Raw genomic sequence first — 22,141 nt, forward strand, 5'->3', positions numbered from 1 at the left:
TATGTCGTGGAAAAATTCAATTGACGCGATAATTGTTCTTCTGCCATCTTCCAAAAATGGAACAGCAAACAGAACTGTCAGCAGAAGAAAGACTGGCCTGGCTTCGCCTTATCCGGTCCGAGAATGTAGGCCCAATCACCTTTTTTCAGTTGCTGGGTCGTTTCGGCAGTGCGTCAAAAGCACTTGAGGCTCTGCCCGATCTCGCGCGAAAAGGGGGTCGCAAAACCGATCCGCGTCTGCCCAGCCGGGGAAGCCGCGCGGGAGATGGACGCCGTTTTGACCTTTGGCGGGCAAATGATCGCCGCATGCGAACCTGATTATCCGCATTCCCTGCGTATGATTGCCGATCCGCCGCCCGTCATTTCCATTCGCGGCCATGCCCATTTGTTAAATAAGGACATTCTGGCCGTTGTCGGCGCCCGCAACTCTTCCGCTGTCGCGCTGCGCCTGACTGGACAGATCGCTAGCGGCGTATCCGAGGCGAATATCATTATCGCGTCTGGCCTTGCGCGCGGCATCGATACGGCGGCGCATAAGGCTTCACTGGAGGGCGGAACCATCGCCGTGGTCGGTGGCGGCCTCGATTATCCGTATCCGCGCGAGAACAAGGCCCTGCAGGAGGAAATATACGAACGCGGCTGCGTCATCGCGGAGCAGCCCATGGGCATCGTCCCGCAAGCACGTCATTTTCCCCGCCGCAACCGGATTATTTCCGGCCTTGCACTTGGGGTACTGGTAATGGAGGCGTCTCCCCGCTCTGGCTCACTCATTACCGCGCGCATGGCTCTGGAACAGGGGCGCGAGGTGTTTGCTGTGCCGGGTTCCCCCATGGATCCGCGTGCAAAAGGAACAAACAACCTTATCCGGAACGGTGCTATGCTGATTGAAGAGGCAACAGATATCATCGATGCGTTGCAGAGCATTCGCCAGCGCCCCTTGAAAGAACCGGACCAACCGCTTCTACCATTCCTCGATCCTGTACAGCCAGCGGAACAGGAACTTGATCGGCTACGCCCGGATATTCTCTCTTATCTCAGTCCGACGCCGGTCGAAATCGATGAACTGATCCGCCTCACCGGACACTCCCCTGCAACGATTTTAACGATTTTACTTGAACTGGAACTGGCAGGCAGAATAGAACGCCATTTCGGAAACAGGGTTTCAATCGTCGAATAGCACCTTTATATATCACGGCATGACGTGCAAAAGAGAGACCTTGTATATAAGTAGAAAGTCTGCGGTATTGATATGAACGTTGTTGTTGTCGAATCCCCTGCAAAAGCCAAGACGATTAATAAGTATCTGGGCTCGGACTATACGGTTCTGGCATCCTACGGGCATATCCGCGACCTGCCGTCGAAGGATGGCTCAGTCGAGCCGGATCAGGATTTTGCCATGCATTATCAGAATGATGCGAAATCCGCAAAGCATATCAAGGCCATTGCCGATGCGCTTTCCGGCGCGGAAAATCTCTATCTCGCAACTGACCCGGATCGTGAAGGAGAGGCCATCGCCTGGCATGTGCTGAAGGTGATGGAAGAGAAGAAAAAACTGAAGGACGCGAAAGTCAGCCGCGTCGTCTTTAACGAGATCACCAAGCGCGCCGTGCTGGAGGGAATCGCTAATCCGCGTGAGCTGGATATGAACCTCGTGAATGCACAACAGGCGCGCCGAGCACTCGATTATCTTGTGGGTTTCACCCTATCGCCGGTTCTCTGGCGGAAATTGCCGGGCGCGAAATCTGCGGGCCGCGTTCAGTCCGTCGCGCTCCGCCTCATCTGCGAGCGGGAACTGGAGATCGAAGCCTTTACCGCAGAGGAATATTGGACGATCGATGCGGATTTCCTGACCGGCAAAAAGGACAAGATCACCGCACGGCTAACCCATCTTGCGAACAAGAAACTCGACAAATTTGCCCTGCCGAATGCAGAAACCGCGACGGCAGCCGCGGAAAAAGTCCGGGCTGGCAGCTTTTCAATTGCAGATGTCACGCAGAAACCCACAAAGCGTAACCCCTCCCCGCCCTTCACCACCTCGACCCTGCAGCAGGAAGCCTCTCGCAAGCTGGGTTATGGGGCGAAACGGACGATGATGGTCGCGCAAAAGCTCTATGAGGGGTTCAACCTCGGCGGTGAGACGCAGGGCCTGATTACCTATATGCGTACTGACGGTGTCAGCCTGGCGATGGAGGCTATGCATAGCGCCCGCGATGTGATCGCCAGCGAGTATGGCAAGGAATATGTGCCGGAGAAGCCGCGCTTCTATAAATCGAAATCCAAGAATGCGCAGGAGGCCCATGAGGCCATCCGCCCGACGGATCTGTCGCGCACGCCGGCAATGGTCGCTAAATATCTGGATCAGGAGCATTTGCGGCTCTATGAATTGATCTGGAAGCGGACAATTGCCAGCCAGATGGAAAGCGCGCAGCTTGAACGCACCACTATTGATTTCAGCGATGGCGAGGGCCAGATATTACGTGCCACCGGCAGCGTCGTCCGCTTTCCCGGCTTCCTCAAACTCTATGAAGAAGGCCGCGACGACGTGGCGGATGACGAAAATGGCAGCCGCCTGCCCGCCGTCAAGGCCGGAGAAGATGTCGCAACGGACAAAGTCCGTGAGGACCAGCATTTCACCGAGCCGCCACCCCGCTATTCGGAGGCAAGCCTGGTCAAGAAGCTGGAAGAACTCGGCATCGGCCGACCATCAACCTATGCCTCTATCATTTCTGTTTTGCAGGATCGCGATTACGTCCGGATCGACCAGAAGCGCTTTATCCCCGAAGACAAGGGGCAGCTCGTCACAGCCTTTCTCGCCTCCTTCTTCACGCGCTATGTGGAATATGATTTCACAGCGCAATTGGAAGAAAAGCTAGATGATGTGTCCGCCGCGAATATGGATTGGAAACAGGTTTTACGCGACTTCTGGTTTGACTTTAATACATTAGTAGAAGGCACTGCAGAACTTCGTGTTTCTGATGTTCTGGAGGAACTAAACCGGGTTCTAGCACCCCATGTTTTCCCCCCGACCGAGGATGGGAAAGATCCCCGTTCCTGTCCGAAATGCGACGATGGCCGCCTCAGCCTGAAGACTGGCCGTTTCGGGGCCTTTATTGGTTGCTCCAACTATCCCGACTGCCGCTTCACACGCAAGCTAGGCGAAAGTGCGGAAGACGCGGACAGCACAGCGGACGATGGCCCGAAAGAAATTGGCGTCGATCCCGCAAGCGAGCTGATGATCACTCTGCGAAAAGGTCCCTACGGACCCTATCTGCAGCTTGGTGAGCCGGAACCCAAGAAAAAGCCAAAACGCGTTTCGATCCCGAAAGATATCCCTCTGGAATCCATCGATTTCGATCTCGCAGTCCAACTCATCGGCCTGCCGCGCGACATCGGCCCACATCCGGAAACCGGCAAGATAATCACCGCAGGGCTCGGCCGTTATGGCCCTTATGTGGAAAGCGAACGAAAATACGGCAAGCTTTCAAACAGTATGGAAGTGCTGACCGTTGGTATGAACCGTGCGGTCGAACTACTGGCCGCAGCAAAAACACGCGGTGGCGGTCGCACGACAGCGCCGCTTCGGGTTGTCGGGCAGCATCCGGCAGATGAGGCGGATATCAACGTGAAAGACGGGCGCTACGGGGCCTATGTCACTCATGGCGGTATCAATGCGACCATCCCGAAGGATGCCGACCCCCTGACGATCACACTGGACGAAGCCGTCAAGCTGCTAGCCGAACGGGCGGAGAAGAGCGGTAAGAAGCCGAAGCTCGCCAAGAAAGCCGGCGCCACAAAGAAAAAGGCACCGGCGAAGAAAAAGGCGCCCGCAAAGAAGAAGGCGGCCCCTAAAAAGCCGGCGGCGGCGGCGGAATGAACTTATCGTTTAAAACAGAAAACCGGATATTTTGACGCCTAAAAAACCAACGCGCGACCATCTGCCGACCAAGGAACAGGTTCGCGCCTTTATCGATGAGAGTGAGACACCCGTCGGCAAACGGGAGATCGGTAGAGCCTTTAATATCAAGGGTGCCGACCGGATTTACCTGAAAAAAATCCTGAAGGAACTGGTCGAAGAAGGTCAACTGGAGCGTGGACGCAAACGGGAGCTTGCCCCGGCGGGCGCCTTGCCGTCTGTCACAGTGATCGAGGTGGATCGGATCGACAAGGACGGGGAGCCCATTGCCAAGCCCGTCAGTTGGCAAGAGGATAGCAAACCACCGCTTATTTATGTGCTGCATCCCGGACGAACACAGGCGCCGGGCGTAGGCGATCGCCTGCTTGCCCGTCTCGCGCGACAGAAAGACGGAACTTATGAAGCCCGCGTTATCCGCCGCCTGGAAGCCTCTGCAGGTCCCGTGCTCGGCGTTTATACCAAAATAGGCAAGGACGGCCGCGTACAGCCAACCAACCGCAAGCTCAAGAAAGAGGTTGTCGTCCGCGACGAAAACTCGATGGGAGCGCAAACAGGTGAAGTCGTGCTCTGCGATATCCTGCCGGGCAAAACCCACGCCCTGCCGGAAGGGAGGGTGACACAACGCGTTGGCCCCATGGGGGATGCGGCGTCCCTCAGCCTGATTGCAATCCACGCCCATGGCATCCCGGACAAGTTTAGTGACGATGCCATCAATGAAGCTCTGGCGGCGAAGCCGGTCACACTTGGTAAGCGCACCGATTTGCGCGGCCTGCCCCTGATCACAATCGATCCGGCGGATGCCCGCGATCGGGATGATGCGGTCTGGGCCGCACCGGATGACGACCCAAAGAACAAGGGCGGCTGGCAGGCGATTGTCGCCATTGCTGATGTCGCCCATTACGTGACCCATGGCTCCGCCCTCGACAGAACAGCGAAGGAGCGCGGCAACAGCGTCTATTTCCCGGACCGTGTGGTGCCGATGCTGCCGCACGAACTTTCCAGCGATCTCTGTTCCCTGCATGAGAACGTCGACCGACCGGTGATGGCAGTGCAAATGTGGTTCGATGCAGAGGGTAATAAGCTGCGGCATAAATTCATGCGCGGCCTGATCCGATCTGTTGCCTCCCTCACCTACCGACAAGCCCAGAACGCCCATGAGGGTGAATTCGACGACAAGACTGATATGCTCGCCGCCGAGGTGATTGAGCCGCTGTATGGGGCCTACGCTGCGCTTAAAAAAGCAAAGGCCCGGCGCCATCCCCTTAACCTTGACCTGCCTGAAAGGCAAATAGAGTTTGGCGATGACGGCTTTATCAAGGCCGTGCACAAGCGTGAACGGTTCGAGGCGCATATGCTGATCGAAGAATTCATGATCCAGGCCAATGTCTCGGCGGCGGAAACGCTGACTCAGATGAAGCGTCCTTGCATGTTCCGTGTGCATGAACCTCCGGCGACCGACAAAATGATCGGCCTGCATGAAACACTTGCGGAGATGAATATCAGCTTTGCGAAAGGGCAGGTTGTCACGACGGAAACATTCAATCGTATCCTCGCTCAAGCTGATAACGAGATCGACCGGGAACTGGTAAGCTCGTTGGTCCTGCGCAGCCAGTCGCAGGCGGTCTACAGCCCGGAGAACCTGCATCATTTTGGACTGCATCTCTCAAATTATGCACATTTCACCTCCCCCATCCGGCGCTATGCTGATTTGCTGGTTCACCGCAGCCTGATCGCGGCGCTCAAGCTCGGCGATGGCGGCCTGAAGGAAGAGGAAGCGCTGGAATTTACCGAGATCGGCACTTTGATTTCGGCAACCGAACGACGCGCCATGGTGGCTGAGCGTGAAACAACGGATCGGTTTACCGCCGTCTTCCTTGCCAACAAGGTGGGAGAGATTTTTCAAGCCAAAGTCTCCGGTGTTACCCGCGCCGGGCTGTTCCTATCTCTGGATGACACCGGCGCCGACGCACTGGCCCCCATATCGACCCTCGGCAGTGATTTTTTCAATTTCGACCCCGAAAAGCATATGCTGGTCGGCAAGCGAACGGGCCAAGTTTTCCGCCTCGCCGACCGTCTAGCCGTGCGCCTGCGCGAAGTGGATATCGTGACAGGCAGCATGATTGTCGAGATTGACGATGGACGAGAGGGCGCCCCTCCCCTCGCCGCCGTCCGGTGACAGACCGTAAAACCAGAGGCGGGGGAAAACCACCCACCCGAAAACCGGTTAAAAAGAAAAAACGTACGCTCCCCAAGGGGAAAAAGCGGGCAAAACGCCGTCAACAAAGCGATTGACCGCTGCGGCAGAGTGTCGCAAAGCCCTTTTCATAATACATTTCAAGCATATCTGATGCTAGTATGCAGCGTATTAGAGTGAGAAAAGTAGGGAAAAGATGGAAATAATGTCAGCTTCAAGATCGGTATGGCAGGCCATGATGAATGGTCTACGACAACGCTGCCCGGATTGCGGCAAAGGTCATGTTTTCGGAAAATATATCAAGGTCAATCATACCTGCGACGCTTGCGGACTGGAATTACATCACCAGCGCGCCGACGATGCACCGCCTTATTTCACCATGCTCATCGTGCTCCATTTTGTCCTCTCTGGCATGCTGACAGTTGAACAGGTCTACAGCCCGGCAACATGGATACAGCTTACCATCTGGCTCCCTGTTTCCCTAGTCTCGGCGCTGTGGTTGCTGCCCAGGATCAAGGGCGCACTGATCGGTATTCAATGGGCCCGCCAGATGCATGGTTTTGGCGGCGATTTCACTTAAACTTTCTGGACTTGCCCGGCTGGCAGGTGCATAGTTGGACGAAAAATGGAAGTCCAACGATTATGAGTACTGAGAAAAAAAGAAGCGTCGCCGAAAGCCGTACCGACGGTAGTAAAGCCCCTCGCCCCAAAGATGCCGCCACCCTGATCCTGTATCGGCAAAGCAGCAAAAATGTTGAAATCCTGATGGGAGAGCGCAGCGGGCGACATAGCTTCATGCCCAACACTTACGTTTTCCCCGGTGGCCGCGTGGACGCCAGTGACAGCCGCATTCCCCCCGCCGAAGACCTGCGCGAGGATGTGATGGAACGGCTGCTGCGCGGCGGATGCACTCCGGCCCGCGCCCGTGCACTTGCCATTGCCGCCATTCGTGAAACATTTGAGGAAACGGGCCTTCGTCTTGCCGGAAATTATTCACGCCCAAGAAAATCCCGTGTGCAGGTTTGGAACGAGTTTGGCACGACCACTTGCGGGCCCGACTTATCAAAGCTCGACTATATCGCCCGCGCAGTGACGCCGCCGTCACGCAAGAAGCGCTTTAACACACGGTTTTTCGTGGCCGATGCAGAAACATTGGAAGGCGATATAAAGGGATCAGGTGAGTTGCTCGATATTCGCTGGGTAACGATCAAGGACGCATTAAATCTTGATATACCACTCATTACCGAAAATATTCTAGGATACGCCGAAAAATTCCTCAATGATCGTCCCCCGCAGGATCCAAAAGTGCCTGTTCCTATGTTCATGATGCGCCATGGCAAACGAATCTATGGTGAAGAATGACAAAATTCACCCGCCAACTGCAGCCGGTTAAGCCCCGGCATGCCGCCAGCCTTGTCATCTATGAACAGCGCGCCGATGATCTATATGTTCTGATGGGTCGTCGATCAAAGGCCCACAGGTTCCTGCCGGATGTTTATGTTTTTCCGGGGGGCCGCGTAGACAAGTCCGACGCAAGCATGACACCACTTGCCCCACTTGCGCCGGATATCGAGAAGATGCTTTCACAGCCCGCCGGCATGGCCCATGCGGTCGCAGCGGCGGCCGTACGCGAAACCCATGAGGAAACCGGCCTGATCATTGGTGATCTTCAGGGCGATCAACTCGTGCCGGACCTGTCACAGCTAGATTTTATCGCCCGCGCCATCACGCCACCAAAAAGCCCCATTCGTTTCAATACGCGATTTCTCACCGTTGATGCCAAGCATATAACCGGTGGCGACCTTGGTGGCTCGGGCGAGTTAGTCGATTTGCACTGGATTCCACTATCCGAGACCCATCGCGTCCCGCTGATCGACGTAACAGAATTCGTCCTCGACGAGATTGACCGGAAAATAAAACGGGCCGCAGCGCCGCTGCCCCGTCAATCTGGCAACGTTCCAATCTTCACTTATTACAAGGGCAAACCCTTTATCCGCAATCACGACAATGACTGATGCCGCGCTGGTGGATAACCGGCGCGCCCTAATTGCCGTGATTGCCGCTGTAACGGCGATGGCAGTCTCCCTTAGTCTTTCGATACCCCTCGTTTCCCTGCTCATGGAGAAGCGGGGCTATGGCAGCGATGTCATTGGCCTGATGGGAGCCATGCCTGCCCTTTCCTTCCTGCTGGCGTCCCCGGCGGTCCCGGCCTGCACACGCGTCGTCGGGTCAGGGAAGATGCTGTGGGGGGCACTGCTGATCTCCGCTGTCTCCATCTGGGCGCTATCCCTGTCGGACAACATCTATTTCTGGTTTTTCCTGCGGCTGATGATCGGTCTGTCGATGGCCATTCTGTTCCTGATCAGTGAAACATGGCTCAATAAAATCGCGCGGGAGAAAACCCGCGGGCGGACCATTGCGATTTATGTCTCCTCCATGACCTGCGGATTTGCCTTTGGCCCGGTGCTGATCAATTTTCTTGGCGCGGAGGGGAGCCTGCCCTTCATCGTCGCCAGCCTGATCGTCCTCAGCGCCGGATTCGCGTTTCTTATCGTCGGCGACCGGTTCCCGGACCTTGGGGAGAAAAGCAGCTATTCCATTTTCTCCTTTATAAAGATTGCGCCAATGATCAGCGCGGCAACTATACTCGTTGCCTTCTTCGACGGATCGGTGCTGACTTTGCTGCCCGTCTATGGCGTAAAGAACGGACAGGTTCTGGGAATTGCCGTGCTGATGACGAGCGCCCTGCTCGCCGGCAATATCCTGCTGCAGGTTCCCATCGGCTGGCTGGCGGACCGGTTTGACCGAACCCTGGTGATTCTCATCTGTGGTATCGTCGGGGTCCTTGGCGCCCTGATCCTCCCCCTTGTCATTTTAACTCCCTACCTGCTCTGGCCGCTCTTAATTGTCTGGGGCGGCGGGGTCGTCGGCACCTACACCATTGCCCTTGTTATCATGGGCCAGCAATTCAAGGGCGGTGATCTGGTCACCGCAACGGCGGCAGTCGGCATGCTCTGGGGCCTTGGCAGCCTGCTAGGTCCCGTTTTGGCAGGTGTGGCGATGGAGATAATCAAACCGCACGGCATGCCGTTGACTTTCGCCGCCGCCTGCCTGCTGTTCGTCCTTGTTGCCGCCAATCACCTGCGCCGGTCACGCAAGGCCTAAAAAAGCGAATTTTCCAAGCATCCGCTTGACTTCGCCAATTAAATCCGTATTTTCCGGGCTTCGATTATTATTTTTGCCCGCCTTTCTGCGGGAACGACTGGAGTTTCGGACATGGCTAAGCCGACAACATTGAAAATAAGGCTGGTAAGCACAGCGGATACTGGTTTCTTTTATGTGACCAAGAAGAACCCGCGCACCTTGACGGAAAAAATGGTCGTACGCAAATACGATCCCGTTGTCCGCAAGCATGTGGAATTCAAGGAAGCCAAGATCAAATAGGCTTTCTCACGCTGAATGAAAACAGGCCGCAAATTGATGCGGCCTTTTTTGTTGGAAAAAACGCGCCTGTCAGCGCGCGACGACACCCGGCGCTCTATCAAAAGTCTCGACATTAGACGGGGCAACGACCACACGATTGCGGCCATCCCCTTTCGCCTTGTAGAGCGCTTCATCCGCCCGCTTAAGTAGACGGTCGGAGTTTTCCTCCTCTTTCGAGACGGTAACACCAATTGAACAGGTCAGGTCAAGCTCCAGAGCTCCTTTGCTCGCGGAGAACGGCTTTTCCGAAATCTGCCTGCGCAGGCGCTCGGAGACAGTCGAGGCAACGGATAGATCAGTGTCGGGCATGACCACGACAAATTCCTCTCCGCCATAGCGACAGGCAAGATCAATACCGCGAACACTTGCGCCAATACGCTCGGAGAATTCGCGGATCACCTCATCGCCCACATCATGGCCGTGGGTATCATTAACCCGTTTAAAGAAATCAATGTCCATGATCATGACGCAGACAGGTTTATAATCCAGTTTCGCCCTCTGCAGCAATGCATCGAGATGATTTGACATATAGCGACGGTTATACAGACCGGTCAGGCTGTCTGTCACCGCGAGTTCCATGCTACGATGGAAATTGTGTCGCAACCGGTCCTGATACTGCTTGCGAAGGATTTGGGTCCGTGTCCGGACAATTAATTCATTCGCATCAATAGGGCGCATCACATAGTCATTAACGCCGATTTCCATGCCTTTGATAAGCTTGTCCCGGTCCGAATCATCTACCAGCGTCAGAATGGGTAATTGCCGCGTTTCCTCAAGACTCCGGATTTTAGAGCAGAGCCGCAGCGGATCGTAATTTGCAGAATCGAGGCTGACAACCGCAAGGTCATAGTCGCCACCACGGAGCAGCACCAGTGCCTCTTCCATATCCGGTTCAAGCGTAATATCGTAGGTTTCCGCGTAGATATCCTTCATCATGCGGACCGAATATTCGTTGTCGTCGATAACCAGTATCCGGGCCCGCTGAATGGCTTCTTCCTTGCGGTCGGACATACTGATCACGCCCAATTCCGAACTGGTCTCTTCGCGCAGGCGGAATTCATCCATCATCATTTTAAGGCGCAAAAGAGACTTTACCCGCGCAAACAGAGCGAGATCATCAACCGGTTTTGTCAAGAAATCATCTGCACCGGATTCCAGCCCTTGAACACGGTCCGCAGCTTCGCTGAGCGCCGTGACCATCACAACCGGGATATGCGCCGTGCGTTGGTCGGCCTTCAGACACCGACAGACTTCAAAGCCGTCCATCTGCGGCATCATAACATCGAGCAGGATAAGATCAGGCAGCTGTGACTGCGCGATCTCCAGTGCATCAGGGCCGTTGTATGCCGTTACCACGTCATAATATTCGACAGACAGTTTTGCCTCGAGTATTTTAACGTTCGGGATAACATCGTCGACGACCAGGATGCGTGCAGACATAATCTAGCTCAAAAATTCTTTAACTGTATTCAGGAAATTCTCGACGGAGATTGGTTTCGCGACATAGGCCTCACAGCCCCCCTCGCGGATTTTTTCTTCGTCCCCCTTCATTGCAAAAGCAGTGACGGCGATAACAGGAATTGACTTCAACGTCTCATCCTCTTTAATCCATTTCGTCACTTCCAGCCCGGAAACTTCCGGCAACTGAATATCCATCAGGATCAGATCCGGCATATGCTCCCGCGCGAGGCTCAAAGCTTCCATTCCATCTTTTGTCTGGATGGTGTTGTAACCATGCGCTTCCAGCAGATCGTGGAATAACTTCATATTTAAGTCGTTATCTTCGACAATCAACACTGTCTTCATTTTCAGTATGTCCAATTCACAAGTACAATCGCCAAAGTGAGACGGTTTACATAGACCCAGAGAGAGCTTTCGATTTCCTGCACATGGGGCTATCATTCATTCACAATAAACAGAAATATGTTTAATTTTCCCTTACCATACAGGGTTTCAAGCACAGAAAATTTTATGAATCACGAAAAATCCGAAATAATCGCGCTGCAGGCGCTCACTTTTATTGCAGAGCAGGAAAAAACCATGAGCTGGATGCTCGCAGAAACCGGTATTGACACTGGCACTCTCGCCAGCTCGGCCGAAAATCCGGAGATTCTGGCCGGTGTACTTGATTTTTTGCTGATGCATGAGGATATATTAATCGATTTTTGCGCAAGCGAGAAGCTGGATCCTACTAGCATCATTCGGGCGCGTCAGTTTTTACCCGGTGCGCCGGTAGAGGATTATTAAAATGTTTACCGGTATCCACGATGAAGTCCGCCCGCAGCTAGAGAAACTAACGATCGATCGCGACCGTCCGCTTATCATTACAGATGCGGATGAAGTCCTGTTTAACTTCATGATCGGGCTTGAGGATTTCCTCAAATCGCTTGATCTTTATTTTGATTGGTCGTCTTTTGCCCTCACCGGCAATATCCGTCGTATTGCCGATAAAGAACCGATTGACCAAGCCGAGGTCGGAGTCATTCTGTCCGACTTTTTCGATCAGCGCTGCGCCGTTCTTCCCGCCGTCGATGGCGCGGCCGAGGGACTTGCCAGCCTACAAGATCATGCGCAGATTGTCGTCCTCAGTAACGTCCCGCCCAAATATGCGGCCAAGCGACTGTTAGGTCTCAAGGACAAAGGGATGGATTTCCCTCTGATCGCCAATGTCGGCAGCAAGGGACAGGTTGTCCGTTTCCTGACAGAGGGGTTAAACGCTCCAGCCTATTTTATTGATGATATTCCGCATAATCATAGCTCCGTTAATGAGCATGCCGCGCATGTCCACCGTCTGCATTATATAGCCGATCCACGGCTATCCGATCTTCTGGGGCCCGCGGAACATAGCCACAGCCGCCTCTATAACTGGCCAGAGATCAGCGCACATATTATCCGCCATATCGAGACAGGCGAGTACTGACAGAGGCGCTATGGACAGCCTTTGCCGCAACTGCCTGACAATCCTGGAAGAAAATTCTGCGCGCGACGGCAAACGCTGCCCTGCCTGCCGGTCGCCGAAGCTCCTCCGCCATGCGGAATTGTTCGACCTTTCCATCGCCCATGTCGATTGCGATGCCTTTTATGCATCTGTGGAGAAACGCGATAACCCAGAGCTGAACGCCAAGCCGCTCATCATCTGCCATGACAGCCCACGCGCCGTTGTCTCCACCTGCTGCTATATCGCCCGGATGTCAGGGGTGCGGTCGGCCATGCCGCTGTTCAAGGCCAAAAAATTATGTCCCGATGCGGTCATTATCCCGCCGGATATGGCGAAATACGTCGTCGTCAGCAGAGAAATTCGCGCCCTGTTTGATATGCTGACACCGGATGTGGAGCCCCTCTCCCTTGATGAAGCGTTTCTTAATCTATCTGGCACCGAACGGCTGCACCATCGGAACGCAGCGCAATCTATGGCTTGGCTCGCGCGAGAGGTGGAGAAGAAAATCGGGATCACCGTCTCCGTCGGGCTTAGTTATAATAAATATCTCGCCAAGCTCGCCTCAGACATTGATAAGCCAAACGGATTTGCCGTCATCGGCCGAGCGGAGGCGATAGATTTTCTAAATCCCCGACCGGTCAGCGACATTTGGGGCGTCGGTAAAGCACTTAATCGTAAACTTGCGGCAGAAGGCATCAGCACCATCGGCCAATTGCAGCATCGCGAGAAAGCGGAACTGGTGGCGCGTTATGGAGTGATGGGAAGCCGCCTCTATCACCTTTCGCGCGGAGAGGATGAACGCCGCGTGAAAGCTGACCTCCGCGCCAAGAGCATCTCCGCAGAGACCACATTTGCCACGGATATTTCGGATATCGATATTTTGCTAGCTCGACTGTGGCCACTCTGCGAAAAAGTCTCCAAGCGCCTTAAAAAATCTAATAAAGCAGGTAAGACGATCACGCTGAAACTCAAAACCGGCAATTTCAAGACCCTGACCCGCAGCCATACCCTCACCCAACCTACGCAACTCGCGGAAACACTCTACCGGGAAGTGCGCCCGCTCCTCCAGAAGGCGGTGCCGGGCCATAACTTTCGGCTTATCGGGGTGGGTATCAGTAGTTTTGGCGAGCTTGATGACGCCGATAGACCCGACCTCTTAAGCGGCAATTCCGGGCACGACAAAGAGGTTGAGGCCGCAATTGACAAGCTGCGAGATAAATTTGGAGATGCAGTCATCACCAAAGGACGTGGCCTGACCGGTAAAAATTGACCGCCCCTGGATCAGGAACATTTCTCCGACGTCAGGAAAGTCAATTCCGCAATCTCTCCGCGCAGCGAGAAATCGCTGTAATCAAGATGCAAATCCGTAGCGACACCGTTGCCGAAGATTTTCATGGCAATTCTATAATCCGGTTCGGTTTGTTGCTGCCTCAGATCAAAGAAAGATATCTGTAGTGGCCAGAAAACCTGCCCCTTCAGTTCCTCCTCCGCTTCAGACGGTTCCAGGAGCGTCTGCCCCTTACCGATCACAGCAAGAGTGTCAGAAAGCCCATCTTCCCCATTACCGTCATAAACTTTCGCGGAAATCAGGTTCTTGCCGGCGGCGGCGGCTTTCAAAACCATTCGCGTATGCTCGCCTGGAAAAATGACATCGCTGGGTAGTTCCAGATCGGGCTGATCAGGATCGCCGAACTCGACAACCGTGCCATTCTCGCGATGCTCGGCAATACCGCTGTATTTCTCAATCAGTTGTCCGTTCAGCATATTCGACATGTCAAAGCGCATCATCCGGCCGTCATTATCTTCCCAAGTCGACTGGCTGTAATCAGAGACAATGACATTACCTTCAAAATTGATCATTTCCAGCAGCATACGCTGGTTCACAATCAGGCCATCACATTGCTGCTCAACCTTCATGACAATGCGCCCGCGAACGCCTTCAAGGCCACTGTTCTCACCAATATCTTCCATGTGGAGGTCATATACGGCCTGATGAGACGCCAGTTGCAGCGGTGCCGCGGAAGAAAACCCGGCAATACCGGTCAAGCCGATACCAACAAGCGTGAAAACAACTTTAGACCATTTCATTTCAACTATTAATCCATTTTAACTGAGCTGCGCAGGCCGCCTAAAATCCATAAAGGCCAGTAATATACCTCAATTTTGCGACTGTGAAGGCTTATCGTGGAAGATGGGGGTATTCTATCTATGTAGGTCAATTATTCCGATCTGAAAGGCATAAAATTCCCCACAATTTTGTCTAAAATATGAAGAAAATCTTTATTTTTTAGTTCAATGTATTGATTTTAAACGATTTTTATAAGCCCAAATATTGGCATGGTAGTTGCTTTTATTGGGGCAGTAGTTTACGCCGACCTGGATTATAAAAAGGCACAACCAATGTAGCTTCCAGAGCGGCTTTTGTGAGGAGACTAGAGTTATGTCATCGTCCATGACACATATATCGTCCGTTCAAACAGATCACCCACCGGGGTTTGAGGCGGAAATTGGCTCGCAACTGGAAGATCTTTCCACGGCCCTCCAGTCCAGCCTGAGACGACAGGCACCGGCCAAACACTGGCAGCTGATTAATCGGGTCATTGCCTATGCCGCAAGTGCTGAACAGCATATAACAGAGCAGCAGCATCGGATCCGGGAGTTGGAGGCCCTTTCCACCACGGACGAACTGACCGGTCTACATAATCGTCGGGGCTTGCAGGAATTCATGACCCGGGCTCTTGCCTCTGCGCAACGGCACGGTGAAGAAGGAGTTGTCGCCTTCCTAGATCTGAATGATTTCAAGGAAATCAATGACCGCTTCGGTCACGACACAGGCGATATTGCACTACAGAAATTCGCCGCGAATCTACAGCATAACCTTCGCAGTTCGGATTTTGTCGCCCGCATCGGCGGAGATGAGTTCGTTTTTGTCCTGACCCGGACAAACACCGAAAACGGCAAAGCTCGCGCCCTGGCCATTCAGCGTGAAATCAGCGCCACCTCCATTCCGGCGCGTGGACGGAAAATCTTTCTGAAAGCCAGTATGGGGGTTATTCCCTACACTGGCGACAAGTCATATTGCGACCTGATGAAAGCCGCGGACCACGCCATGTATGAGAATAAGAAGGCGAACAAGAAGGTAACGCGCGCCTCTTGATCGTCGCGTTACCTGACGTATCGAATTAGTCGCGGCAAAAAAGCTCTATCGGTTCGCGTACGCCGCGCAATTCGTGATATCCGCAGGACCGGAGTGGTAAGGATACGTTACTACAGGTCCGCATGAAATCGCCGGACGCGAGCAGGTTCGTCCCAAGTTTATCGCAGAGGGCCTCAATTCGGCTGACTTCATTCACCGCCGGTCCTATGACGGTAAAATCGAGCCGCGTTTCCGAACCCACATTGCCATACATTACCTCGCCAACATGTAAGGCGATATCGAGTTCCATTGTTGGCTTGCCAGCCTCTCGCCTATTTCGATTGAGAAGTTTAACGCCTTCCGCCATTGTCTCAGTCACGTCGAGAGCTGTCTTACATATATCCATTACCGCCTGATCATCCGCCGAGGTCAGATCAAAGCTTGCAAGAACACCGTCCCCCATAAATTTAAGAATTTCTCCACCAGCCGCCTCGATCGGGCTAGCCATTTTGGCGAGATAGTGATCCAGCATTTCCACCAGATCGCCCTTTTCAATGGTATCGGAAAGTTTGGTGAAACCTTTCAGGTCCGCATAAATAAGCACTGCATTGATACTGTCGACAGAGCCGCGCCGCACCTGACCAGAGAGAACCTTCCCCGCAGTGTCCCGCCCGATATAGGTTTCCAGCATGGATCTGGCTGTTCGGAACGATGCAATCCCCTTGATGGCAAGGCCGAATAAAGGGATCGCCTTACTAAGAATGGCAAATTCCTCCTCAGTAAAGCCGCCCGGTCGATCGCTCGCCCAGCTTGTAATCAGGCCAGCGGATGTTTCCAAATTCTGGTTCTCAAAACCCCAGCCAAAATCAAATATCTGGCAGAACCAGTCCGTCAGCCCTTCGTCCCGAAACTCAACAAGAACCGGAAAATCCAGCTCATTGTCCTTCGATAGCGGCCGGTGCAGAAAGGGAATATTGTTCGCCAGCATAAAGAAAAAGGGGCTGGAGAACCAACCTTCCCCGGGAATATCCGAATGCAGGAAGTTCGTATTTGTGACAAGCCCTTCGCCACGCCGCCAGGTATACATGAACGCACTGACCTGCGGATGGATCGCACTCAGCGCGATATTCCCGCGCTTGAGCTGAACCCCCCGCGTATTCAACCGCTCACAAAATTCTGTAAAGACATCCCGGACACGTGTCCCCGTCAAACCGGCTTGGATGAGCCAAGCGAACAGTTCCCCATTCTCGTCATCGGCCTGAAAATGGCCACACCGATTCTCGCCATCCACATTATTCATAAGACCCATGAGTGCACCTGACTGCTTTGATTGGTCCCGTTGATATAGGCTTACTCTACATTTATAAAAGTCGAAATTGAAATTTTTACCGTCAGAGCCAGCCCGGGCTGGCTCTCGGCCTATCGCCGTGATAGAAATCGCAAAAATAGAAAGCAAAGAAGGCAAGCCATGAGCGAGATAAAAAAATTCTGGCAGAACTACATAAACGGTGAATGGGTAGACGCCATAGATGGCGGTCGTATCGAGATTGAAAACCCCGCAACAGGCCAGATTATCGCTGAGGTGGCGCAGGCGGGACAATCCGATGTAGACACGGCTGTCTCCGCGGCCCGCGCCTGTTTTGAGACCCGGGAGCTTTACAATATGCGCCCGACAAACCGCGGCGCGCTGATGTTTGAGATTGCCCGGCATATGACAGAAATGGCCGATGAGATTGCCCTTGCAGAATGCCTCGATAACGGAAAAACCCTCGCAGGTGGCAAGAATGAGGCATTGGCCGCGGCGCGTTATTTCACCTATTACGGAGGCCTTGCCGATAAGCTGGAAGGACGGATGATCCCGCTCGGCGCAGATTATGTGGATTACACAATTCCCACTCCCTTCGGCGTCTCGGCACAGATCGTGCCTTGGAACTTCCCGCTGCAGATTGCCGCGCGGTCCGTTGCCTGCGCCCTTGCAACCGCAAACACTGTCGTTCTGAAGTCACCGGAACTCTCCCCCGTTTCCACCTATTTTATTGCCGAGGCATGTCATCGCGCCGGGGTGCCAAAAGGCGCAGTGAATATCCTCTGTGGCTATGGCCATGAGTGTGGCGCGGCGCTCGTCTCACATCCCGATATCGATCATATTGTCTTTACCGGTTCAGTCGCGACGGGCCAGTCGATCCTGCGTGCGGCGGCGGAGCGTGTCATCCCCTGCGTCATGGAACTCGGCGGTAAATCCGCGGGTGTCCTGTTCAAGGATGCTGACGTTGATCAGGCCATCAACTCCACCGCTAGCGGAATTTTCAGCCATGCTGGACAGGTTTGCTCCGCGCAATCGCGCCTGATCGTGCCAAAGTCCCTTCAGGCTGAAGTCGTTGAGAAAATGGCCGCAAAGGCGAAATCTCTCTCTATTGGTCCCGGCATCGATGGCCATGATCTCACACCAGTGATTTCAGCCGCGCAGGCTGACAAGATAGAGGGTATGTGCCTCGCCGCTTCTCAGGCTGGTGCAGAGGCTGTTTCCGGCGGACGGAAACATAACGAACTTCCCGGGCATTTTATCGAACCTACGGTCTTTGCTAATGTTGCGCCGAACATGACCATCGCGCGGGAAGAGGTTTTCGGCCCTGTGCTTTCCATCCTCACCTATGATGACCCGGAAGAGGCCCTCGCACTCGCAAATGGGACTGACTATGGCCTTTGCGCAGGCGTATACACCAAGGACCTCGCAACGGCGCATTGGGCGGCAGACCAACTGGTCGCCGGCCATGTCTTTGTTAATGAATGGTTCGCCGGCGGGATTGAAACACCTTTCGGCGGCATGAAGCGGTCCGGCTACGGCCGGGAAAAAGGGCAGGAAGCGCTGCTCAACTATGTTCAAACGAAGAATGTCGGCATCCGGATCACCGCGGGCGGCGGTGGCCGTCCGGGGGGTTGATTTAACGCATAATTCAAAACAAGAGGTATAGAATGACTGGCAAGATTGACGCCCATTTGGCGGAGCTCGGTATCGAAATTCCGGGCGCAACAGCCCCGGCGGCAAATTACGTCCCGTTTGTGAAGACAGGAAATCTGGTTTTCGTTTCCGGACAGGTGCCTTTCGTTGACGGCAAGATCGCCTATCAGGGCAAGGTCGGCAAGGACTTCACAACAGAAGAAGGTATGGCCTGCGCCCGGGTGTGCGGCCTCAATATCCTCTCTCAGGTGAAAGAAGCCTGCGGCGGCAATCTCGACAAGGTGGTACGCTGCGTGAAGCTGAGCGGCTTCGTCAATTGCATCGACGGCTTTGGAGAACAGCCAAAGGTTGTAAATGGGGCCTCTGACCTGATGGTTGAGGTTTTCGGCGATAAGGGTCGCCACGCCCGCTTCGCCGTCGGCACCAATGCCCTGCCGATGAATGTCGCGGTCGAAATCGACGCGGTTTTCGAGATCAGCTAAGGGAAAAGGGGAGCGCGATAAACGCTCCCCCTTAAATCAGCCATTAACGCATGAGCACAGCTCAAAAACACATTTGATGTATGAGTGCCATCGGAGCAATAACTTTGTTGCTTGATTTATTCCTAAACGTGCCAAAATTTTGAGCCCTTAGAGTGATCTTCATTTGACAAGTGTTTGGCTCACCTAACATGCCACGAGTGTTTTACCGTCCGTGCTTTTGCATAGGGAATTGTTCGCCCTGCTGACGATTATCCATCTTGCTACTTCCGGTTAGCTGTTCCATCAAGTTCCCGCCTTTAGGACTCGCGGCGGGTTTATCGAAATATATAACAAGAAACGCCGTGATAGCGGCGGCAACCGCACCGCCGAGTAGTGCGCTAATACCGACTTTTATCCAATCCATGTTCATCTCCAATTACGTCTGCCGGAGCAATCTCCGAGTAAATAATCTCCTCTTTTATACATATATAAGTTGTATTTTTTTCAAGTCATTAAACCAAAAGTATTTTCTGGGAAATTTTCTTGAATTCTTCCCGCAGCGAAAAAAGATATCTGTTACAGTAGCAAAGGGCGCTCCTATTTCAGTTTTCCGGGCCGTATGTCTGACACTCCTTTGATTAAAACCCTTCAATCCATTGCCGAGATACGGGAGGCCGATTGGAATGCCTGCCTGACAACGGATCATCCCTTCGTCACCCACCAGTTCCTGAAAGCACTGGAGGATAGCGGCTCCGTCTCCGCTGATAGTGGCTGGATGCCTTATCACCTCGCATTGGAACTGAATGGCACGATTGCCGGGATCGCCCCAATGTATGTGAAGGGACACAGCCAGTGGGGAATATGTCTTCGATCATAGCTGGGCCCATGCCTATGAGCGCGCAGGCGGACGCTATTACCCGAAACTGCAGCTTTCGGTGCCTTTCTCCCCTGTGACGGGCCCTCGTCTTCTCGTGCCGGAGGGGCCGGAACGGTTGGTACATCAACGTCTCCTCCTGCAAGGGACAAAACAGGTGGCGGACAAACTCAACCTCTCCTCAGTTCATGCGACCTTTCTGGAGCCTGAGGAACGCGAGTTGATGGAGCAGGAAGGCTTTCTCATCCGCACGGGCGAGCAGTTCCATTGGGTGAATGAAAATTACGAGACGTTTGACGATTTCCTTGCGCAGCTGTCCTCCCGCAAGCGAAAGGCCATCCGGAAAGAACGCAAGGGGGCAACGGAAAATGATCTGGAATTCGAAATTCTTACGGGGAATGACATTGGTGAGGCGCATTGGGACGCCTTTTATCATTTCTATATCGACACAGGAAATCGCAAATGGGGGACGCCCTATCTAAACCGCGAATTTTTTAGCCTGCTGGGGGAGCGCCTTGGCGAAGCGGTTGTGCTCTTTATGGTCAGCCGAGACGGACGCTACATTGCCGGCGCGCTAAACCTGAAAAGCAGTGATTGCCTCTATGGCCGCTATTGGGGCTGCACAGAGGATCACCGATTCCTGCATTTCGAAACCTGTTATTACCGCGCCATAGATTATGCGATTAAACATGGCATCAGACGGGTGGAGGCCGGGGCGCAAGGGCCACACAAGCTCGCCCGCGGCTATTTACCAACGGAGACCTACTCCGCCCATTGGATGCGCGATCCGGGCTTTCATGATGCAGTCTCCGATTACCTGAAGGCGGAGACAAAACAGGTTGAGGCAGAGATCAATTATCTTGCCGAGCATTCCCCCTTTCGTAGCGAAAATTCCCGCTAGATTTTTTGACGAAGCCACTATCGTCCGAAATCTGTTGTTGAAAAATCCCTAAATTTGATGTATGTCATATTGACGTTTACGTAAACGTAAAGAGCAGCCGCGAAAGACGCTGCCGGCGAAAACAGGTGCAAGGGAGCCAACATGACCGACCATATTACGCACGATCCGATTTACGATACCGTGAACCGCGACGACTTTCCGGCAATGCTGGAAGTGGACCGTTATGGGACGCGTACAGATGCTTTCGATGGCATTATTTCAGCAACCCATGATCATTTCTGGGATCCCATGGATTCCACCTATCTCGATTTTTCGAGCCCCTTTGACATCAACGCCGAATATATCATGCCGCCCGAAACTATCCCGGAACTGCAAAGCGCCGTGGCCGATAAGCTGGATGAAGGTCAAAAAATCAAGCTCGCCAATGAAAGTACCCGTTGGAGCCTCTCTACTATCCTGCATGGTGAACAGGGTGCGCTTTCCTTAAGCGCCAGCCTTTGCCATATCATGGTCGATCCGGGAGCACAGGAATATGCCTCTAACCAGACCCGTGAAGAGGCCCGCCACGTCACTGCGTTCAGCCGCTATATCAGCACCCGCTGGGGTCGCCCCTATCAGATCGGCGAAGCTTTCGGCGTCCTTCTGAATGAACTTGTCGGCGCCGAAGAAGTTTACAAAAAGCTGGTCGGCATGCAAATGCTGGTCGAAGGCTTGGCCATGGGCGCGTTTGCGAATATCCATGCGAAGACGAACGACCCACTTCTGAAACGGCTGACCCAGCTGGTGATGACCGACGAGGCCTTCCACCATAAATTCGGCAAGATCTGGGCCGATAGAACCATCCCAAAATTGTCAAAAGAAGAGCAAGACCGGGTTGAAGATTGGGCTGCCCAATGTTTCGAGACCGTTCTCTTCAATCTGATCAATATCCGCCAAAAACGGGTCATTTATGATCAATTTGGGCTGGACTGGGAATGGGTGCGCGACGCCTGCCGCGAAGTATTCACGGATGAAGATCGCCGTGACACGCTAAAAGAATCCACAAACATCTTCCGCGTTCTGGTCAAGACCCTGCTGAAATCAGGGATCATCACTGAGCGGACCCGTCCGATCTACTCCCATTGGGTGGATATGGAGGAAATGGCCGGCGAGAACGAGGATATGGTTGGCTATGCTATCGCCGATGAAGGGATTGAACTTCTCAAGGGCCTCAATCAGGGCCGTAGGGTCATCGGCCAGAAATAACCAAAGACTGCATTAATAAAGGCGGGAAATTTTCCCGC

21 protein-coding genes and 1 pseudogene are annotated in these 22,141 nt (G+C 53.6%); 17 read left to right on the forward strand and 5 right to left on the reverse strand.

Annotated elements, in window-relative coordinates:
- Window positions 1-56: 56 nt before the first annotated feature.
- From AC0L73_RS04425 to rpmG, 9 genes are all read left to right on the forward strand, one after another.
- A complete protein-coding gene (locus AC0L73_RS04425; protein WP_473654980.1) occupies window positions 57-317 on the forward strand; it encodes a hypothetical protein in 261 nt (86 codons plus the stop codon).
- Entirely contained in the window at window positions 295-1,176 is an 882-nt protein-coding gene (gene dprA / locus AC0L73_RS04430) for a DNA-processing protein DprA (protein ID WP_473654981.1), read from the forward strand. The genes AC0L73_RS04425 and dprA overlap by 23 nt, the downstream gene beginning before the upstream one ends.
- 72 nt (window positions 1,177-1,248) lie before the next feature.
- On the forward strand, window positions 1,249-3,873 hold the full coding sequence (gene topA, locus AC0L73_RS04435; RefSeq protein WP_473654982.1) for a type I DNA topoisomerase: 2,625 nt from the start codon (window positions 1,249-1,251) through the stop codon (window positions 3,871-3,873).
- A 31-nt stretch (window positions 3,874-3,904) separates the two neighbouring features.
- Window positions 3,905-6,088, forward strand: a complete 2,184-nt coding sequence (gene rnr, locus AC0L73_RS04440; RefSeq protein WP_473654983.1) for a ribonuclease R — start codon at window positions 3,905-3,907, stop codon at window positions 6,086-6,088.
- A gap of 223 nt (window positions 6,089-6,311) precedes the next feature.
- Entirely contained in the window at window positions 6,312-6,686 is a 375-nt protein-coding gene (locus AC0L73_RS04445; RefSeq protein ID WP_227949928.1) for a DUF983 domain-containing protein, read from the forward strand.
- 62 nt (window positions 6,687-6,748) lie between these two features.
- Window positions 6,749-7,468, forward strand: coding sequence for an NUDIX hydrolase (locus tag AC0L73_RS04450; RefSeq protein WP_227949926.1), 720 nt, complete (start codon window positions 6,749-6,751; stop codon window positions 7,466-7,468).
- Entirely contained in the window at window positions 7,465-8,121 is a 657-nt protein-coding gene (locus AC0L73_RS04455) for an NUDIX hydrolase (RefSeq protein WP_227949924.1), read from the forward strand. The genes AC0L73_RS04450 and AC0L73_RS04455 overlap by 4 nt, the downstream gene beginning before the upstream one ends.
- Complete coding sequence (locus AC0L73_RS04460) at window positions 8,114-9,271, forward strand: MFS transporter (RefSeq protein WP_227949921.1); 1,158 nt, start codon at window positions 8,114-8,116, stop codon at window positions 9,269-9,271. The genes AC0L73_RS04455 and AC0L73_RS04460 overlap by 8 nt, the downstream gene beginning before the upstream one ends.
- A 111-nt stretch (window positions 9,272-9,382) precedes the next feature.
- Window positions 9,383-9,550 (forward strand): 50S ribosomal protein L33, encoded by a 168-nt coding sequence (rpmG, locus tag AC0L73_RS04465; RefSeq protein WP_161315630.1) that lies wholly within the window; start codon window positions 9,383-9,385, stop codon window positions 9,548-9,550.
- A 69-nt stretch (window positions 9,551-9,619) separates the two neighbouring features.
- On the opposite strand, the gene AC0L73_RS04470 is transcribed toward rpmG, so the two are convergent.
- The gene (locus AC0L73_RS04470) at window positions 9,620-11,029 is read right to left on the reverse strand and encodes a PleD family two-component system response regulator (RefSeq protein ID WP_227949919.1); all 1,410 of its coding nucleotides are present in this window, start codon (window positions 11,027-11,029) and stop codon (window positions 9,620-9,622) included.
- A gap of 3 nt (window positions 11,030-11,032) precedes the next feature.
- Window positions 11,033-11,395: a response regulator gene (locus tag AC0L73_RS04475; RefSeq protein WP_227949917.1), complete on the reverse strand. Its 363-nt coding sequence runs from the start codon at window positions 11,393-11,395 to the stop codon at window positions 11,033-11,035.
- Between the two features lie 165 nt (window positions 11,396-11,560).
- On the opposite strand from AC0L73_RS04475, the gene AC0L73_RS04480 reads away from it, so the two are divergent.
- The 3 genes from AC0L73_RS04480 to AC0L73_RS04490 are packed head-to-tail and all read left to right on the forward strand — an operon-like array spanning window position 11,561 to window position 13,797.
- Complete coding sequence (locus tag AC0L73_RS04480; RefSeq protein ID WP_473654984.1) at window positions 11,561-11,836, forward strand: DUF3572 domain-containing protein; 276 nt, start codon at window positions 11,561-11,563, stop codon at window positions 11,834-11,836.
- Between the two features lies 1 nt (window position 11,837).
- Window positions 11,838-12,509, forward strand: coding sequence for a hypothetical protein (locus tag AC0L73_RS04485; protein ID WP_473654985.1), 672 nt, complete (start codon window positions 11,838-11,840; stop codon window positions 12,507-12,509).
- 10 nt (window positions 12,510-12,519) lie between these two features.
- A complete protein-coding gene (locus AC0L73_RS04490) occupies window positions 12,520-13,797 on the forward strand; it encodes a DNA polymerase IV (RefSeq protein WP_227949911.1) in 1,278 nt (425 codons plus the stop codon).
- A gap of 11 nt (window positions 13,798-13,808) precedes the next feature.
- On the opposite strand, the gene AC0L73_RS04495 is transcribed toward AC0L73_RS04490, so the two are convergent.
- Window positions 13,809-14,615 (reverse strand): EipB family protein, encoded by an 807-nt coding sequence (locus tag AC0L73_RS04495; RefSeq protein WP_473654986.1) that lies wholly within the window; start codon window positions 14,613-14,615, stop codon window positions 13,809-13,811.
- A gap of 352 nt (window positions 14,616-14,967) precedes the next feature.
- On the opposite strand from AC0L73_RS04495, the gene AC0L73_RS04500 reads away from it, so the two are divergent.
- Window positions 14,968-15,684 carry a GGDEF domain-containing protein gene (locus AC0L73_RS04500; RefSeq protein WP_227949907.1) on the forward strand — a complete coding sequence of 239 codons (717 nt, stop codon included), beginning with the start codon at window positions 14,968-14,970 and terminating at the stop codon, window positions 15,682-15,684.
- A 25-nt stretch (window positions 15,685-15,709) separates the two neighbouring features.
- Here the strand turns inward: AC0L73_RS04500 and AC0L73_RS04505 are convergent, their stop codons facing one another.
- Window positions 15,710-16,972 carry an adenylate/guanylate cyclase domain-containing protein gene (locus tag AC0L73_RS04505; RefSeq protein ID WP_473654987.1) on the reverse strand — a complete coding sequence of 421 codons (1,263 nt, stop codon included), beginning with the start codon at window positions 16,970-16,972 and terminating at the stop codon, window positions 15,710-15,712.
- 159 nt (window positions 16,973-17,131) lie between these two features.
- Between AC0L73_RS04505 and AC0L73_RS04510 the strand changes: the two genes are divergently transcribed.
- Both AC0L73_RS04510 and AC0L73_RS04515 read left to right on the forward strand, forming a co-directional pair.
- The gene (locus tag AC0L73_RS04510; RefSeq protein ID WP_473654988.1) at window positions 17,132-18,604 is read left to right on the forward strand and encodes an aldehyde dehydrogenase family protein; all 1,473 of its coding nucleotides are present in this window, start codon (window positions 17,132-17,134) and stop codon (window positions 18,602-18,604) included.
- Between the two features lie 32 nt (window positions 18,605-18,636).
- Window positions 18,637-19,104 (forward strand): RidA family protein, encoded by a 468-nt coding sequence (locus tag AC0L73_RS04515; RefSeq protein WP_227949901.1) that lies wholly within the window; start codon window positions 18,637-18,639, stop codon window positions 19,102-19,104.
- Between the two features lie 202 nt (window positions 19,105-19,306).
- Here AC0L73_RS04515 and AC0L73_RS04520 read toward each other — a convergent pair whose 3' ends face one another.
- Window positions 19,307-19,507 (reverse strand): hypothetical protein, encoded by a 201-nt coding sequence (locus AC0L73_RS04520; protein WP_473654989.1) that lies wholly within the window; start codon window positions 19,505-19,507, stop codon window positions 19,307-19,309.
- Window positions 19,508-19,702: 195 nt separating this feature from the next.
- Here AC0L73_RS04520 and AC0L73_RS04525 point away from each other — a divergent pair.
- Window positions 19,703-20,858, forward strand: a pseudogene (locus AC0L73_RS04525) (GNAT family N-acetyltransferase).
- A 141-nt stretch (window positions 20,859-20,999) separates the two neighbouring features.
- Complete coding sequence (locus AC0L73_RS04530; protein WP_227949895.1) at window positions 21,000-22,103, forward strand: ferritin-like domain-containing protein; 1,104 nt, start codon at window positions 21,000-21,002, stop codon at window positions 22,101-22,103.
- Window positions 22,104-22,141: the final 38 nt, after the last annotated feature.

This window comes from Sneathiella sp. D3-11, from assembly GCF_055809395.1.